Consider the following 16,707-nt stretch of genomic DNA (forward strand, 5'->3'; position numbering starts at 1 on the left):
CCCAGACTGCGGACAGCTCCCTTATCTATCGCATTTTTCAATTAGAAAGGAGTGACCGCTTTGAGCATGGAAGATGAACAGCGGAAAGAGCGGTTCAAGCTGCTGATGAAACAGGTTCAGATGCCAGAGGAATTTATGCAGGCTTACGCTGATCAAGCTTCGATCGGCAAGCTGGAAATTCATCAAAAAAACCGTCAGTGGCATTTGTATTTAAATGTGCCGCACGTAATGCCTTTTCCTGCCTACGAGCTGCTAAAAAGCCGGGTTGTGAATGGGCTGTCGCATATAGCTGATGTACACATGTATATTCGAACAAGTGACCAGACAGGTGCAGAACGTCACTTTGCCTCGTATTGGCCGTACTTCCTCGAGCGTTTGAAGCATGCAACGAACGGATTAATAAAGCGGCTTGAATCACAGACACCTGATATCGACCATAATAAAATCGTTGTAGATGTCCTTAATGATACTGAAGCAGAGCTCATGAATCGAAGGGTCAGAGAGCCGCTGCAGGGTCTCCTGCGTGAATGCGGATTTCCAGAATGGGGCTTCACTTCCCGTGTGAAAGGCGATACAGAAGAAATTCAAAAATTCGAAGAGCAAAAGCAGGAAGAGGATCATCACAAGGTCGTTGAAGCGATGCTTGAGAAAAAGAAGCAGGAATCCAGAGCGAAGGAAATTCAGGAGACAGAACGGGTTGCGGTTGGAACAGCCATCAAGGACGAAATTACTCCTCTGGAACGAATTATTGAAGAAGAGCGTCGCATTGCGGTAGAGGGTTACGTCTTTCACGCAGAAACAAAAGAATTAAAGAGCGGGCGCGTGCTTTTAACCTTTAAAATCACGGATTATACCGATTCAATGCTGATCAAAGTATTCTCAAATGATAAAGAAGACATTCCTAAACTGGAAGCTGTTAAAGAAGGCATGTGGATGCGTGCCCGAGGTCCGGTACAGTACGATACGTTCATTCGGGATCTGACAATGATGGCGCGTGATTTTCATGAAATCCGCAGGGAGCCTCCTCAGGACAGGGCTGCTGATAACGAGAAGCGCGTAGAGCTTCACCTTCATACGACAATGAGTCAGATGGATGCTGTCGCATCTGCAAGTGACTACGTGAAGCGAGCTGCTTCATGGGGAATGCCTGCTGTCGCAGTCACTGATCACGCGGTTGCGCAGTCCTTTCCGGAAGCGTATGCTACAGGCAGCAAGCACGATATAAAAATACTGTACGGAGTAGAAATTAATCTCGTCGATGATGGCGTCCCAATTGCCTATAATCCGGAGCCGCGCGACTTGAAAGAAGAAACGTATATTGTGTTTGATGTGGAAACAACCGGTCTGTCAGCCGTTTATAATACGATTATTGAGTTGGCGGCCGTTAAGATCCAAAATGGGGAGGTTATCGATAAGTTTGAATCTTTTGCCGATCCAGGTGAGAAACTAAGCGCGACAATCATTGAACTGACCGGTATAACAGATGATATGCTTGAAGGGCAGCCTGCGATTGACGAAGTTCTGGTTTCCTTTAGAGAATGGTGCGGCAGTGACACGCTCGTTGCCCATAACGCAAGTTTTGATATCGGCTTCTTAAACGCCGGCTATCAAAAAGCCGGCCTGGATAAAGTGAAGAATCCTGTAATTGATACACTCGAATTAGGACGCATGCTCTATCCGCACTTTAAAAACTATCGGTTAAACACGCTTTGTAAAAAGTTCAATATAGAGCTTGTCTCTCACCACCGAGCGATTTATGATGCAGAAGCCACTGCTCATCTGCTCTGGAAAATGGTTAAAGATGCCTTGGAGAAAGACATCACATCATTAGCTGATTTGAACGAACAGGGATCTCCAGAAGACTATAAAAAACAGCGTCCTTATCACTGTACGATATATGCACAAACAAAAGACGGGTTGAAAAACCTGTATAAGCTCGTTTCGTATTCACATATCGATTATTTTTACCGGGTGCCGAGAGTACCAAGGTCAGTATTGCAGAAAAACCGCGAGGGAATTCTTGTCGGCTCGGGGTGCGATAAAGGGGAAGTGTTCGATTCATTAATGCAGAAGGGCCTTGAAGAAACAAAAAATACAGCTGAGTTTTACGACTTTTTAGAAGTCCAGCCACCTGGAAATTACCGTCATCTGGTCGAACGTGAAATTGTTCGCGATGAACTCGAACTGAAAGATATTTTGAAGCAGGTCGTGAAGCTTGGAGAAGAAACAGGACTACCGGTCTGTGCGACAGGCAATGCACATTATTTAAATAAAGAAGATGCTGTTTATCGAAAAGTGCTGATTGCTTCTCAAGGAGGAGCGAATCCGCTGAACAGACAAACCCTTCCCGAAGTGCATTTTCGGTCGACTGATGATATGCTGGCTGAGTTTTCGTTTCTGCCAGAAGAGAAGGCTAAGGAAATTGTCGTTACGAATACGCAGGCTTTTGCGGATCGTATCGATGAGATAAAACCGATTCCGGACGACTTATTTACACCGCATATAGAGGGTGCCGATGACGAGATGCGTCAGCTTTGCTATGACCGCGCAAAATCGATCTACGGTGACGACCTGCCTCAACTAGTCGTGGATCGCCTGGAAAAAGAGCTTACGAGCATTATTTCAAACGGCTTCTCGGTCATCTATCTTATTTCACAAAAGCTCGTTAAGAAATCACTCGACGATGGGTATCTTGTTGGTTCGCGGGGATCAGTCGGCTCCAGTTTTGTCGCCACTATGACCGAAATAACTGAAGTAAATCCGCTTCCTCCGCATTATGTTTGCCCTTCATGCAAGCATTCCTATTTCTTTAATGATGGCAGTGTTGGATCCGGATTCGACTTGCCAGATAAACCGTGTGAAAAGTGTGGAACCGCTTATGATAAAGACGGGCACGACATTCCGTTTGAAACCTTCCTCGGCTTTAAAGGAGATAAAGTACCGGATATTGATTTGAACTTTTCCGGTGACTATCAGCCGGTAGCGCACAACTATACAAAAGCTCTGTTTGGTGAAGAGTACGTTTACCGCGCCGGAACAATCGGTACGGTAGCAGAAAAAACAGCATACGGTTATGTGAGAGGATATGAAAGCGATGAAGAGCTTCAGCTGAGAGGCGCAGAGATTGACCGGCTCGTGCAAGGCTGCACAGGTGTCAAGCGGACGACAGGCCAGCACCCCGGCGGTATCATTGTTGTTCCGGACCATTTAGATATTTACGACTTTTCTCCAATCCAGTTTCCGGCAGATGACCGGGAGTCTGAATGGAAAACAACTCATTTTGATTTTCACTCTATTCATGACAATCTGCTTAAACTCGATATTCTAGGACACGATGATCCAACCGTTATACGAATGCTGCAGGATTTGAGCGGGATGGATCCTAAAAAGATTCCGGTCGATGATCCTGAGGTATTCAAGTTGTTCAGCGGCACTGAATCGTTAGGCGTAACACCGGATCAAATCCTCTGTAAAACTGGAACATACGGTATTCCCGAATTTGGAACCCGGTTTGTCAGGCAGATGCTTGAAGAAACGAACCCGTCCACCTTTAGTGAGCTGGTTCAGATTTCCGGGCTTTCTCACGGTGCGGACGTGTGGCTCAATAATGCCGCGGACCTAATTGCAGCTGGAACGTGTCAGCTTAAGGACGTAATAGGCTGCCGGGACGATATTATGGTGTATCTCATGTATAAAGGACTTGATCATCCTCTTGCTTTTAAAATAATGGAATTTGTACGAAAAGGACGCGGCCTTGAAGAGGAATGGATCGAAGAAATGAAAAAGCACGGTGTACCAGACTGGTATATCGGCTCGTGTCTGAAGATCAAATATATGTTCCCAAAGGCTCACGCAGCTGCTTATGTATTGATGGCTGTCAGAATTGCATATTTTAAAGTCCATCAGCCGATGATGTTTTATGCAGCCTACTTTACTGTACGCGCTGATGATTTTGATTTGGATACGATGATTAATGGGTCAGCGTCGATCCGAAAAAAAATCGAGGAGATCCACGGTAAAGGACTAGATGCGTCACCGAAAGAGAAGAGCCTGGTAACCGTACTGGAACTCTCGCTTGAAATGTGTGAACGCGGATTCAGCTTTCAAAAAGTGGATTTGTACCGGTCTAAAGCAACTGAATTCCAAGTGGATGGTGATAAGCTCCTTCCGCCATTTAATGCGATCAACGGTGTAGGAACGAATGCTGCTATCGCTGTAGAAAAAGCCAGAGAGGATGGCGAATTCCTCTCGAAAGAAAATTTGCGGGAACGCAGCCGGATTACGAAGAGCGTACTGGAGAGATTGGATGAGCACGGATGTCTTGAAGGGCTTCCGGATTCCAATCAGCTGTCTCTCTTTTAACCTTCTGCTCGTTTGCAGTCTGATAACCGCTGTGGTATATTAAATACAGACATCGGGATACGAACGTAGGAAAGAGTGGGGCATCCCCACTCTTTCTTTTGCGGTAAATGGACATTGTGAAAAGCAGCTGAGCTCAGCTGCAGACCAAAAAACTTGTTCAATACAGAAGATAGATGAGGAGGTTTGCCTATGTCCCGTACTATTCAGCAGGCAGTTGAGCAGCTTGCAGCTCCAATTTTGGAAGAGCTGGAACTAGAACTGGTAGATGTTGAGTTTCAAAAAGAAGGAAAGAACTGGTTTTTGCGAGTTTTCATCGATTCCGATCATGGAGTCGACTTAGACGACTGTACGAAAGTCAGCGAACGGCTCAGTGAATCACTGGACAGTGAAGACCCGATTGAACAGGCGTATTATCTGGAAGTTTCTTCGCCTGGGGCTGAACGTCCACTAAAGAAAAAGCAGGATATCGAAAAAGCTGTTGGAAAGAATGTACATGTTACAACGTACGCTCCAGTAGAAGGAGATAAGGTGTTTGAAGGTGAGCTTCAGCATTTTGAAAATGATACGCTTCATATTGCAGTAAAGCAAATGCACAAAAAAGTTGTCAAGAAGGTGCCTTACGCGCAAGTAGCAAAAGCGCGGCTTGCTGTCATTATGTAACCATACAGACGGCAAGGCCGCTGTTAAATTTGGAAAGGGGGATTAAAGCTCCATGAACAGTGAATTTATGGAAGCCCTTGCGACCATTGAGAAAGATAAGGGAATTGATAAAGAGGTGATTTTGGAAGCGATTGAACAGGCATTGATCACCGGCTATAAGCGAAATTTTAATTCTGCGCAAAACGTGCGTGTAGATATCGACCGTGATTCCGGTTCGATTCGGGTTTTTGCCCGGAAGCAGGTTGTAGAAGAGGTGTTTGACGCACGGCTCGAGATTTCGCTGGAAGAAGCGCATTCCATTAATCCGCTTTATGAGGTGGACGATGTCGTAGAAATTGAGGTAACACCGCGCGATTTCGGACGAATTGCCGCCCAGACGGCTAAACAGGTCGTAACCCAGCGCGTGCGTGAAGCCGAGAGAGGCATCATTTACTCTGATTTCATCGACCGCGAGGAAGATATCATGACCGGAATCGTGCAGCGTCAGGATCACCGTTTCATTTATGTGGATCTTGGAAAAGTGGAAGCACTCATGCCTTTAAGCGAACAGATGCCGACTGAGAGCTACAAGCACAATGATCGGATCAAAGCATATATTACGAAGGTTGAAAAAACGACAAAAGGTCCTCAAATTATGATCTCCCGCACGCATCCAGGATTACTAAAACGACTTTTTGAGTTGGAAGTTCCTGAAATTTATGATGGCGCCGTAGAAGTAAAATCGGTTTCCCGTGAAGCAGGCGAACGTTCCAAGATCTCCGTTCATGCGGAGAACGAAGACATTGATCCGGTAGGCTCTTGCGTAGGGCCCAGAGGACAGCGTGTCCAAACAATTGTCGATGAACTGCGCGGCGAAAAGATTGATATAGTCCGCTGGTCTGAAGACCCGAAGGTATACGTAGCTAACGCCCTCAGCCCGTCAAAAGTCGTAAAGGTAACGGTGAATGAAGAAGAAAAAATGACGCAAGTAATCGTTCCGGACTACCAGCTCTCTTTAGCAATTGGAAAACGCGGTCAGAATGCCAGGCTTGCTGCCAAGCTGACCGGATGGAAAATCGACATTAAAAGTGAGTCGGAAGCTGAAGAGCTCGGGCTTCTTGACGAAGATGCTGAACCAGTTCAAGAGTCAGAGTCGGAAGAGGAACACGACAGTGTAGCCGACTGGCTCAATGAAGATAACTAAGCTGGAGGGGATTTAACCATGCGCAAGAAAAAAACACCCCTGCGAAAGTGCGTTGTCACTCAGGAAATGAAACCTAAAAAAGAGCTGATTCGTGTCGTGCGAACTCCAGAAGGGGAAGTTGTTCTGGATCCGACTTCTAAAAAGTCCGGCCGGGGAGCTTATGTGTCCAGCGATTTGGATATCATTAATCAGGCGGAGAAAAAGCAGGTATTGGACCGGCATTTAAAAGCATCCGTTCCGGCTTCTCTGTACGAGGAAATGCGCCGGCTTCACTTGCGGGAGCAGCTGCTGTGATCAGTCAAAAGCAGCTGAATCTTCTCGGACTTATGCAGCGCGCAGGCAAGTTAACCACGGGGGAAGAGCTCGTTGTTAAAGCTGTTCAGGCCAAAAAAGCATCAGCGGTAGTGCTCGCTGAAGATGCAGGAGATGCGGTGAAGAAAAAGATAACGGATAAATGCCGTTTTTATCATGTACCGATTGTGCAGGCCGGGTTGAGAGAAGATCTCGGAGCTGCAGTCGGAAAAGAAATGAGGGTGACGCTGGCCATTATGGATGAGGGTTTTGCCAAAGCATTTTTAAAGCTCTCTGACGGTCAGGAGTTGTCCTGATATATAGGAGGTACGTTTATGAGCAAAATGAGAATTTATGAATATGCTAAACAAAAGAACGTTACCAGTAAAGAGATCATTACTAAACTGGGGAAAATGGGCATTGAGGTCAACAACCACATGAGCGTGATTACTCAGGATACAATAGATAAGCTGGAAGGAAAAAACGAGAAAAAAGTATCTTCCAAACCTAAGAGAAGTGGTGAGAATGCACCCGTGAAACAAAAAAACAACAGTAAACCAAACGCGAACAAAAAACCTGGACAGAAAAATAACCGGAGCCAGCAAAACAGCCGGGGCGGCGGCAGAAAAGGCGGACCGAAGCCTCAGAAGCAGAAGCCGGCAATGCCTGCATCTATCACGTACGAGCTTCCAATTACGATTGCTGAATTTGCAGGCAAGCTGAATAAAGAGCCGTCTGAAATTATCAAGAAGTTAATGGGTCTTGGTACTATGGCAACGATTAACCAGGAACTTGATAATACGACAATTGAGCTTCTCGGTGAGGAATTTGGCGTAGAAGTAGAAGAAAAAATTGTCGTGGATGAAGCTGAATTTGAGAATATGATTCAAGAAGATGCACCGGAAGATCTTCAGGAGCGGTCTCCTGTCGTTACAATCATGGGTCACGTCGACCATGGTAAAACAACACTCCTGGACAGCATCCGCCACACGAAAGTGACAGCCGGTGAAGCTGGAGGTATCACTCAGCATATCGGTGCCTATCAAGTAGAAGAAAACGGCAAGAAGATTACGTTCCTCGACACTCCAGGTCACGCAGCCTTTACAACTATGCGTGCACGAGGTGCTCAGGCAACGGATATTACAATACTTGTCGTTGCAGCTGATGACGGCGTGATGCCTCAGACAGTCGAAGCGATCAATCATGCTAAAGCAGCTGATGTACCGATTATCGTAGCTGTGAACAAAATTGATAAAGAAGGATCCAACCCGGACCGCGTCATGCAGGAACTCACTGAACACGGTCTCGTTGCAGAAGCCTGGGGCGGTGAAACGATTTTCGTCAACGTTTCGGCTATTCAGGGTGAAGGAATCGATGAACTGCTTGAAATGATTCTTCTGGTCAGTGAAGTAGGCGAACTGAAGGCAAACCCGAATAAAGAAGCAAACGGCACAGTTGTCGAAGCGGAGCTTGACCGCGGTCGTGGTCCTGTTGCAACATTGCTCGTGCAAGGCGGAACGCTCCGTGTTGGAGACGCTATTGTCGTCGGGAATACGTACGGAAAAGTCCGTGCAATGGTGAACGATATCGGACGCCGGGTTAAAGAAGCAGGACCTTCCATGCCGGTTGAGATCACCGGTCTGAACGATGTTCCACAGGCTGGAGATCAGTTTAAAGTCTTTAAAGATGAAAAGAAGGCGCGTCAAATTGGGGAAACCCGTTCCATGCGTGAGAAGGTTGCCAGCCGGAAACAAAATTCCACTGTGAGCCTGGATGATTTGTTTGATCAAATCCAGCAAGGTGAAATCAAAGATATCAATATTATTGTCAAAGCAGACGTTCAAGGTTCGGCAGAGGCAATGAAAGGTTCCCTTGAAAAAATAGAGGTCGAAGGCGTTAAAGTAAATATCATTCATACTGGTGTCGGTGCGATTGCAGAATCGGATATCATTCTTGCTTCCGCTTCGAACGCTATTGTGATTGGTTTTAACGTTCGCCCGGACGTAAACGCTAAGCGCACAGCTGATGCGGAAAACGTGGATATTCGCCTGCACCGCGTCATTTATGCTGCAATTGAAGAAGTTGAAGCGGCGATGAAAGGCATGCTTGACCCTGAATACGAAGAAAAAGTCATCGGTCAGGCTGAAGTTCGACAAGTCTTTAAAGTTTCGCGTATCGGTTCAATCGCAGGTTCGTATGTGACAGAAGGAAAGATCACACGCGATTCTACCGTGCGTCTGATTCGCGACGGTGTCGTCATTCATGAGGGATCCCTGCAGGACTTGAAGCGTTTCAAGGATGATGTTAAAGAAGTAGCGAAAAACTACGAGTGCGGTATTACCCTTGACGGTTTTAATGATGTGAAGGAAGGCGACATCATTGAAGCCTATATCATGGAGGAAATTAAACGCACATGATCGGAGCGGTCACGATAGAAGCTCTGCTTTACGATCCGCAGTCATTGAAAGAAAAGCGGGCTGTGACGAAAAGCTGTGCGGATCACATCCGCAGAAAGTTTAACGCGGCCTTTGCCGAAACGGAACATCAGGATGTTTGGCAGCGCGTAAAATGGGTAGCAGTATCTGTAAGCAGCAGCAGAGCAGTCGTGGAAAAAGAGCTTCAGCGGGTGTTGCATTACCTGGATTCCCGTCCTGAACTCGAGATTTCCTCTGTTACCTGGGAATGGCTGTAATTTAGAAAGTCAGGAGTGGTTATTGATGGGTAACGTTCGCGCGAATCGAGTAGCTGAACAGCTGAAAAAAGAAATCTCTGATATTATTCAGCGAGAGCTGAAAGACCCACGTATCGGTTTCATCACGGTGACCGACGTGGAAATTACAGGAGATCTTCAGCAGGCGACCGTCTTCGTTACTGTATATGGAGAAGAAGAGGAGCGCAGAAAAACGCTGGACGCTCTTGAAAAAGGCAAAGGCTTCATTCGTTCAGAAGCTGGAAAGCGAGTGCAGCTTCGTAAAACTCCTGAAATATCGTTTGAATTTGATGAAAGCATTGAACGGGGCAACAGGATTGAAACCCTGCTTAAACAAATGAAAGAAAGAGAATAGCAGAACGCCCCAAAGGGTATATTCCATCTACAGGAGGGGATATACCCTTCCTTTACTTACATAGATTAAATCAGAGCCGGAGGAGATCAACGATGAGTGACTTACACGGGATTGTTCCGCTGTGGAAACCTGCGGGAATGACATCCTTTGAAGCTGTAAAACGAATCAGGCGTATTTACGGAACAAAAAAAGCAGGACATACAGGTACACTCGACCCAGAAGTAGAAGGCGTTCTCCCGGTCTGCCTAGGACGCGCCACGAAGCTCGTGGAGTATTTAACCGGTGTCTCTAAGCAGTATGAGGGGGAAGTCACTCTCGGTTTTTCTACAGATACAGAGGACAGTCATGGGGTCGTCACAGAGCAGACTCCTGTTACGGTAAAGCCTGCCGAAGATGAAGCAGATCGAGTTTTGACGGAGCTGACAGGTGTGATCAGCCAACAGGTGCCAATGTATTCAGCCGTAAAAGTCAAAGGAAAAAGACTTTATGAATATGCTCGTGAAGGACTGGAAGTAGAGCGGCCGGTCCGTGACATTACTATTTATCATCTCAATCGGACCTCTGAAGTAAAGAAGGCGGCACAGACAGCTTCTTTTACGTTCAGCTGTTTGTGCAGCAAAGGCACCTATATTCGAACGCTCTCAGTCGATATTGGCCGGAAATTAGGATATGCAGCTCATATGTCCGCGCTGACAAGAACCGCCTCTGGCAGTATTTCGGGCAGCCATTGTGTGACATTCGACCAGCTGGAAACGTCAGAAAATCCAGAACGTTATCTCGTATCTATGGAAGAGGCAACCTCTCATTTTCCCTCGATCACAGTATCTGAAGAAATGGAAAAGAAAGTACTTCAAGGTGCCATTCTGCCTCTCCCTGAAGATTTCACTAATGAAGCAGCGTTTGCTGCGCTTCACGGAAGCGGCGGTCGGCTTCTGGCCTTATACAAACGAGATGAAAAACGGGAAGGCAGCATGAAACCAGAAAAAATGATCAGAACTGCTGATCAGCCGAGGTGATAGTGATGGAAATAATAGAACTCGAACATCCGATTCAGCCTCAGAAGCTGGAGGCGTCTGCCTGTGCGTTTGGTTTTTTCGACGGGGTGCACCGCGGTCACCAGCAGGTAATTCAAGCTGCCTGCAAAACAGCAGATGAAAAAGGACTGAAAAAAGCGGTAATGACCTTTTATCCGCACCCGAAAGAAGTATTACGTGGCGAAGAGGCGGAATATTTAACGACACTGGAACAAAAAGTTGCCCGCTTGCGAGATGAAGGCATTGATTACTTGTTCCTGGTAACATTCAGCCCTGAATTTGCAGCATTGACGCCTCAGCAATTTGTGGACGAATATGTTATTGGTCTCCAAATTAAACATGTGACAGCAGGCTTTGATTATTCGTTTGGGCATAAAGGAAAAGGAACAATGGATACATTTCCGTTTCACAGCCGGGGAAAAGTCAGTTCGGAAACAGTTGACGCTTATCTGGAAGATGAACAAAAAATCAGTTCGACTGCTGTGCGTAATTGTCTGCATGAAGGGGACGTGGAAACAGCTGCATTGCTGCTCGGAAGGCGCTATGAAATAAGAGGCTTAATCGTACACGGTGCTAAGCGTGGACGCACGATCGGTTTTCCTACAGCAAATGTTGCAATTCCTGAGAAGCAGCTGGCGCCGGCGAATGGGGTGTATTCGGTAAAAGCGGAGGTAGACGGAACGATTTATAATGGAGTTGCAAATATCGGTATTAACCCGACGTTTACATCAAATGGGGACCGCACACTTGAAGTGCACTTGTTTGAGTTCGATGGGGATATTTACGGTAAAGAGTGTTACGTCTCGTTTTTGAAACGCATCAGGGCAGAAAAGAAATTCGGATCCGCTGAAGAGTTGAAGCAGCAAATTGCTGCTGATGCAGAAGAGGCACGTCAGCATATGCACCTTACATCAGAACGAAATTCTTAATATTTCAGGCTCTGCTCTTGCAACAAGCGGGCAAGTCATGTATATTAAATGAGTCGAACCACAGCGCGGCGCTTCGATTCACCGACGTACGCTGGGCTGCAGGCGATTAAAAAAAGTTTCAGGAGGTGGATTTGGATGGCATTGACTCAAGAGCGTAAAAATGAGCTTATTACTGAGTATAAGACACATGAAAACGACACCGGTTCCCCAGAGGTTCAGGTAGCTATCCTTACAGAACAGATCAACACACTTAACGAGCATCTTCGTACCCACAAGAAGGATCATCATTCCCGTCGTGGACTGCTGAAGATGGTTGGTCAGCGCCGTAACCTTCTTACGTATCTTCGTAAGAAAGACGTTACCCGCTACCGTGCTTTGGTTGATAAGCTTGGTCTTCGTCGATAAGACGGTCAGAGCGGGAGTCTCTCCCGCTCTTTTTTATTGTGCTTTTAGCGGTACTGTCAGCTTTTCACGGTGCTGATTATTTGATATGATGAATGAGGAATTAAAGGACGCAGACGTTTTACTTATACATACACTGATGATGAAACCTGCATCATGCAGGCGGGAGGAGATTTATAATATGGCCACAGAAAAGAAAGTGTTTAAAACAGAATGGGCCGGCCGTGAGCTGACTGTAGAATACGGCCAGTTTGCCAAGCAGGCGAACGGTGCAGTGATGGTCCGGTACGGGGATACAACCGTGCTGTCTACAGCTACTGCTTCAAAGGAACCTAAGGATCTGCCTTTTTTTCCGCTGACTGTTAATTATGAAGAAAGACTTTATTCAGCCGGTAAAATTCCAGGCGGCTTCATTAAACGGGAAGGACGCCCGAGTGATCATGCGGTTTTGACTTCAAGATTGATTGACCGTCCAATCCGTCCGCTGTTTCCAGACGGCTTTCGTAACGATGTTCAAGTGATCAGCATTGTTATGAGTAATGACCAGAATTGTTCTCCGGAGATGGCTGCAATGGTAGGCTCGAGCCTGGCGTTGTCTGTTTCGGATATTCCATTTGCCGGACCGATTGCAGGTGTTACTGTCGGACGCGTAGAAGGTGAATTTCTCATTAATCCGACGACCGACCAAATGGAGCAGAGCGACATCAATTTGATCGTAGCCGGTACAAAAGATGCAATTAATATGGTGGAAGCTGGCGCTGATGAGGTTTCAGAGGATGTCATGCTGGATGCCATTTTATTCGGCCATGAAGAAATTAAACGACTTGTTGCTTTTCAGGAAGAAATTGCACAGGAAGTGGCACGAACTAAGATGGATGTAAAGCTGTTGAAGCATGACGAGGAACTTGTGGAACAAGTTCGTAAAGCATCCGGAAACCTGATTGAAGAGGCAGCAACCGTAGTCGATAAGCAGGAACGCGATACCGCTGTGAAAAACGCATATGATGATATTCTGGAGAAGTTTGAACCGGAAGATGATGGAGAAGACCGCACCGGGGAAGTAAAGCAGATTTTGGATATGCTGTTAAAAGAGACGGTGCGCAGGCTCATTACGGAAAAAGGAATTCGTCCGGACGGCCGTAAAGTTGATGAAATTCGTCCACTCGCTTCAGAAATTGATATACTGCAGCGAACGCACGGTTCCGGTCTGTTTACCCGTGGTCAGACGCAGGCACTCAGCGTGTGTACACTGGGGGCTCTGGGTGACGTCCAGGTGCTGGACGGACTAGGAATTGAAGAATCGAAACGCTTCATGCACCATTATAACTTTCCTCTCTTCAGCGTAGGGGAAACAGGGCCAATACGTGGACCGGGCCGGCGGGAAATTGGCCATGGTGCTCTTGGAGAGCGTGCATTGGAGAAGGTAATTCCATCTGAGAAAGAATTCCCATACACGATCCGCCTGGTGTCAGAAGTTCTGGAGTCCAATGGATCTACCTCACAGGCAAGTATATGCGCCAGCACACTTGCTATGATGGCAGCTGGAGTGCCGATCAAAGCACCGGTAGCCGGTATTGCAATGGGACTTGTTAAACATGAAGATTCCGTACAGGTCCTGACCGATATTCAAGGCATGGAAGATGCACTTGGGGATATGGACTTTAAAGTAGCCGGTACGAAGGACGGGGTAACCGCTCTGCAAATGGATATTAAGATCGATGGAATCGACAAACAGGTGCTTCAGGAAGCATTAGCGCAAGCGCAGCAGGGACGTATGAAAATCCTTGAAAATATGATGGAGGCAATCTCCGCTCCGCGCACCGACTTAAGTGAATACGCACCTAAGATTATGATGATGTCGATTAATCCGAATAAAATCCGGGATGTTATTGGACCAAGCGGAAAAACAATTAATCAGATTATCGACGAAACAGGTGTGAAGATTGATATCGAGCAGGACGGTACCGTTTATATTGCTTCGACGGATGCGGCTGCCAATGAAAAAGCGAAAAAGACAATTGAAGACCTTGTCCGCGATGTAGAAGTTGGACAAACGTACCTCGGTAAAGTAAAACGCATTGAGAAGTTCGGTGCCTTTGTGGAACTCTTCAAAGGGAAAGACGGACTTGTGCATATTTCTCAGCTTGCACATGAGCGCGTCAATAAAGTCGAGGATATTCTGGAGCTTGGTGATGAAGTAATGGTAAAAGTCACTGAGATCGACAATCAAGGAAGAGTAAACCTCTCCCGTAAAGCAATGCTGGATAAATAATTAGCTATAGCCGGGCCGGCCCGCTGGGAGCACAGCTTCCGGCGGGCTTTCGGTTATTACAAGGCTGGAGGAATGGTTGGAATGGAAAAACGGACGCTTTCGAACAATGTGAGGCTGGTCCTGGAACGGGACACATCTATCCGGTCGGTCTCGGCTGGAATTTGGTTGAGCACTGGTTCCAGGTTCGAACAGCCTGAAGAAAACGGCTCTGCCCACTTCATTGAACATATGCTTTTCAAAGGTACAAAGCATAAATCTGCCTCTGAAATTGCTGAAGCTTTCGATGCAATGGGTGGATACGTAAACGCGATGACGTCCAAAGAATATACAGCATATTATGCAAAGATTTTGGACACCCACGCCAGCAGTGCTGTGGCCCTCTTAACAGAAATGTTTTTTGAGAGCCGCTTTGATGCTGATGAAATGGAGAAAGAAAAGCAGGTCGTACTTGAAGAGATTCATATGTATGACGACACGCCGGACGATCTCGTGCATGAAATGCTGGCCGAGGCTGCATATGGCAATCACCCAATTGCAGCACCGATCCTCGGCACAGAAGAAACACTCGCTTCTTTTAATGAAAGCCGGCTCAGAGATTTCATGAGACGCCATTACGGCGGAGAGCGGCTTGTTATTTCAATTGCAGGTAACTTTACGGAAGAGCTTGTGGAACAGGTTACAGAAGCGTTTACTAATTCAGCACATCATGGAGAGCCGCTCACGCTTGAGAAGCCGCAGTTTCAGGGGAATGTCTTAACCAAAAAGAAAAAGACCGAGCAGGCACATCTTTGTTTTGGCTATGAAGGTGTTTCCCTTACCGACGATGCTATTTACAGCGCTGTGCTGTTAAATAACGTGCTGGGTGGTAACATGAGCAGCAGGCTGTTTCAGGAAATCCGGGAAGAGCGAGGGCTCGCCTATGCCGTTTATTCCATGCACGAGGCATTTCGGGATACTGGTCTTCTTACCATCTATGCAGGAACGCATGAAAAGCATTTAAATGAAACAGTCGATATCATTAAGCGGGTTACCAATGATGTTAAGGAAAATGGGCTGACTGAAAAAGAGCTGGCGAATGCTAAGGAACAACTTAAAGGTAATTTGCTGCTAAGCTTGGAAAGCTCCAGCAGCCGCATGAACCGAAATGCTAAAAATGAGTTGTTTCTTGGCAGAAGCCTGCCGATCGACGAAATGGTACAGGCTATTGATGCTGTCTCAATGCAGACAATTCAAAGGACAGCTCGCTTGATACTGCACGATAATCCGGCTGTCTCCCTCGTTAGTACAGCGGGCTCCCTGCCCGACTCCTTGCGAAATCGTACAGCTGTTGAGTGCTGACAGCTTCTGACGCCTGTTCATGCTGTCTCATCCACTGTATTCACGTGTGCAGAGTCTAATAAGGACTGCTAAACTATTAGAGTGTTCTGATTAAATTGACGGAGGGGTTCATATGTCTCAACAAACATTTAACGTAGCAGTAGTAGGTGCAACAGGAGCAGTTGGGGAACAGATGCTCAAAACGCTCGACCGGCTCGATTTTCCGGTCAACGAATTAAAACTTCTATCATCCAGCCGCTCAGCTGGAAAAATAAAAACATTCCGCGGATCTGAAATTACGATTGAAGAAGCAAAGCCTGAATCGTTTGAAGGCATTCAGCTTGCTCTTTTCTCAGCCGGCGGTTCCGTTTCAAAGGCGCTGGCGCATGAAGCCGTTAAGCGCGGAGCAATTGTAGTGGATAACACCAGCGCATTTCGAATGGATGAAAATGTGCCGCTGGTGGTTCCGGAAGTAAACGAACATGCACTTGAGGCGCATAATGGCATTATCGCCAACCCGAACTGCTCTACTATTCAAATGGTAGCAGCCCTAGAGCCTGTCCGCAGGGCTTTCGGAATGAATAAGCTTGTTGTTTCAACCTATCAGGCAGTATCTGGTGCAGGTGCTGATGCCGTGGATGAAATGTACGAACAATCGAGACAGATTCTTGATGGGGAAGAAATAGACCCAAAGGTACTGCCCGTTTCCGGAGATAAGAAGCATTATCAGATTGCGTTCAATGCGGTTCCGCAAATTGATGTGTTTACAGATAACGGATTCACTTTCGAAGAAATGAAAATGATCAACGAAACGAAAAAGATTATGGAAGAGCCGTCTATGCACGTCGCTGCTACATGCGTGAGACTGCCGGTTGAAACGGGTCATTCGGAGTCGGTTTATATTGAAACCGAGCAAGAAGGATTAACCGTTGAAAAATTAAAAGAATTGATGCAGGAAGCTCCCGGGATCACGCTTCAGGATGACCCATCTACTCAGCTTTATCCGCTTGCCGCTGATTCGAAAGGTAAAGACGACATTTTTGTTGGACGAATCAGGCAGGACCTTGATAATCCTAAAGGCTTCCACTTATGGATTGTAGCGGATAATCTGTTGAAGGGTGCAGCTCTGAACTCTGTTCAAATTGCTTTTTCTTTAATTCAAAAAGGGCTGCTTAAATAAACTGTTTGCAAT

Annotated in this window: 14 protein-coding genes; all 14 read left to right on the forward strand. The window is 46.6% G+C overall.

The annotated features are described in order from the left end of the window. The first annotated feature begins 66 nt into the window (after window positions 1-66). Window positions 67-4,362, forward strand: coding sequence for a PolC-type DNA polymerase III (locus ACSZLD_RS03130; RefSeq protein WP_377908558.1), 4,296 nt, complete (start codon window positions 67-69; stop codon window positions 4,360-4,362). Window positions 4,363-4,551: 189 nt separating this feature from the next. Beyond that, window positions 4,552-5,022 carry a ribosome maturation factor RimP gene (gene rimP / locus ACSZLD_RS03135; protein ID WP_444684199.1) on the forward strand — a complete coding sequence of 157 codons (471 nt, stop codon included), beginning with the start codon at window positions 4,552-4,554 and terminating at the stop codon, window positions 5,020-5,022. Window positions 5,023-5,074: 52 nt separating this feature from the next. Then, the gene (nusA, locus tag ACSZLD_RS03140) at window positions 5,075-6,205 is read left to right on the forward strand and encodes a transcription termination factor NusA (RefSeq protein ID WP_377908266.1); all 1,131 of its coding nucleotides are present in this window, start codon (window positions 5,075-5,077) and stop codon (window positions 6,203-6,205) included. 18 nt (window positions 6,206-6,223) lie between these two features. Next, on the forward strand, window positions 6,224-6,499 hold the full coding sequence (rnpM, locus tag ACSZLD_RS03145; protein WP_377908267.1) for an RNase P modulator RnpM: 276 nt from the start codon (window positions 6,224-6,226) through the stop codon (window positions 6,497-6,499). Continuing rightward, the gene (locus ACSZLD_RS03150) at window positions 6,496-6,813 is read left to right on the forward strand and encodes a L7Ae/L30e/S12e/Gadd45 family ribosomal protein (RefSeq protein WP_377908268.1); all 318 of its coding nucleotides are present in this window, start codon (window positions 6,496-6,498) and stop codon (window positions 6,811-6,813) included. Before rnpM ends, ACSZLD_RS03150 begins: the two co-directional genes overlap by 4 nt. A gap of 18 nt (window positions 6,814-6,831) precedes the next feature. Further along, a complete protein-coding gene (gene infB / locus ACSZLD_RS03155; protein ID WP_377908269.1) occupies window positions 6,832-8,913 on the forward strand; it encodes a translation initiation factor IF-2 in 2,082 nt (693 codons plus the stop codon). Next, a complete protein-coding gene (locus tag ACSZLD_RS03160; protein WP_444684200.1) occupies window positions 8,910-9,188 on the forward strand; it encodes a DUF503 domain-containing protein in 279 nt (92 codons plus the stop codon). Before infB ends, ACSZLD_RS03160 begins: the two co-directional genes overlap by 4 nt. 25 nt (window positions 9,189-9,213) lie before the next feature. Then, the gene (gene rbfA, locus ACSZLD_RS03165) at window positions 9,214-9,561 is read left to right on the forward strand and encodes a 30S ribosome-binding factor RbfA (RefSeq protein WP_377908271.1); all 348 of its coding nucleotides are present in this window, start codon (window positions 9,214-9,216) and stop codon (window positions 9,559-9,561) included. A 92-nt stretch (window positions 9,562-9,653) separates the two neighbouring features. Continuing rightward, window positions 9,654-10,577, forward strand: coding sequence for a tRNA pseudouridine(55) synthase TruB (gene truB, locus ACSZLD_RS03170; protein ID WP_444684201.1), 924 nt, complete (start codon window positions 9,654-9,656; stop codon window positions 10,575-10,577). A gap of 5 nt (window positions 10,578-10,582) precedes the next feature. Then, entirely contained in the window at window positions 10,583-11,524 is a 942-nt protein-coding gene (locus tag ACSZLD_RS03175; RefSeq protein ID WP_377908273.1) for a bifunctional riboflavin kinase/FAD synthetase, read from the forward strand. A gap of 135 nt (window positions 11,525-11,659) precedes the next feature. Beyond that, window positions 11,660-11,929 (forward strand): 30S ribosomal protein S15, encoded by a 270-nt coding sequence (gene rpsO / locus ACSZLD_RS03180; protein WP_168004595.1) that lies wholly within the window; start codon window positions 11,660-11,662, stop codon window positions 11,927-11,929. 178 nt (window positions 11,930-12,107) lie between these two features. Beyond that, a complete protein-coding gene (gene pnp / locus ACSZLD_RS03185; RefSeq protein WP_444684202.1) occupies window positions 12,108-14,198 on the forward strand; it encodes a polyribonucleotide nucleotidyltransferase in 2,091 nt (696 codons plus the stop codon). An 81-nt stretch (window positions 14,199-14,279) separates the two neighbouring features. Next, window positions 14,280-15,536, forward strand: coding sequence for a M16 family metallopeptidase (locus tag ACSZLD_RS03190; RefSeq protein WP_377908277.1), 1,257 nt, complete (start codon window positions 14,280-14,282; stop codon window positions 15,534-15,536). 112 nt (window positions 15,537-15,648) lie between these two features. Continuing rightward, window positions 15,649-16,695 (forward strand): aspartate-semialdehyde dehydrogenase, encoded by a 1,047-nt coding sequence (locus tag ACSZLD_RS03195; RefSeq protein WP_377908279.1) that lies wholly within the window; start codon window positions 15,649-15,651, stop codon window positions 16,693-16,695. Window positions 16,696-16,707: the final 12 nt, after the last annotated feature.

The sequence above is a fragment of the Alkalicoccus luteus genome, assembly GCF_052061695.1.
GTDB lineage: Bacteria > Bacillota > Bacilli > Bacillales > Salisediminibacteriaceae > Alkalicoccus > Alkalicoccus luteus.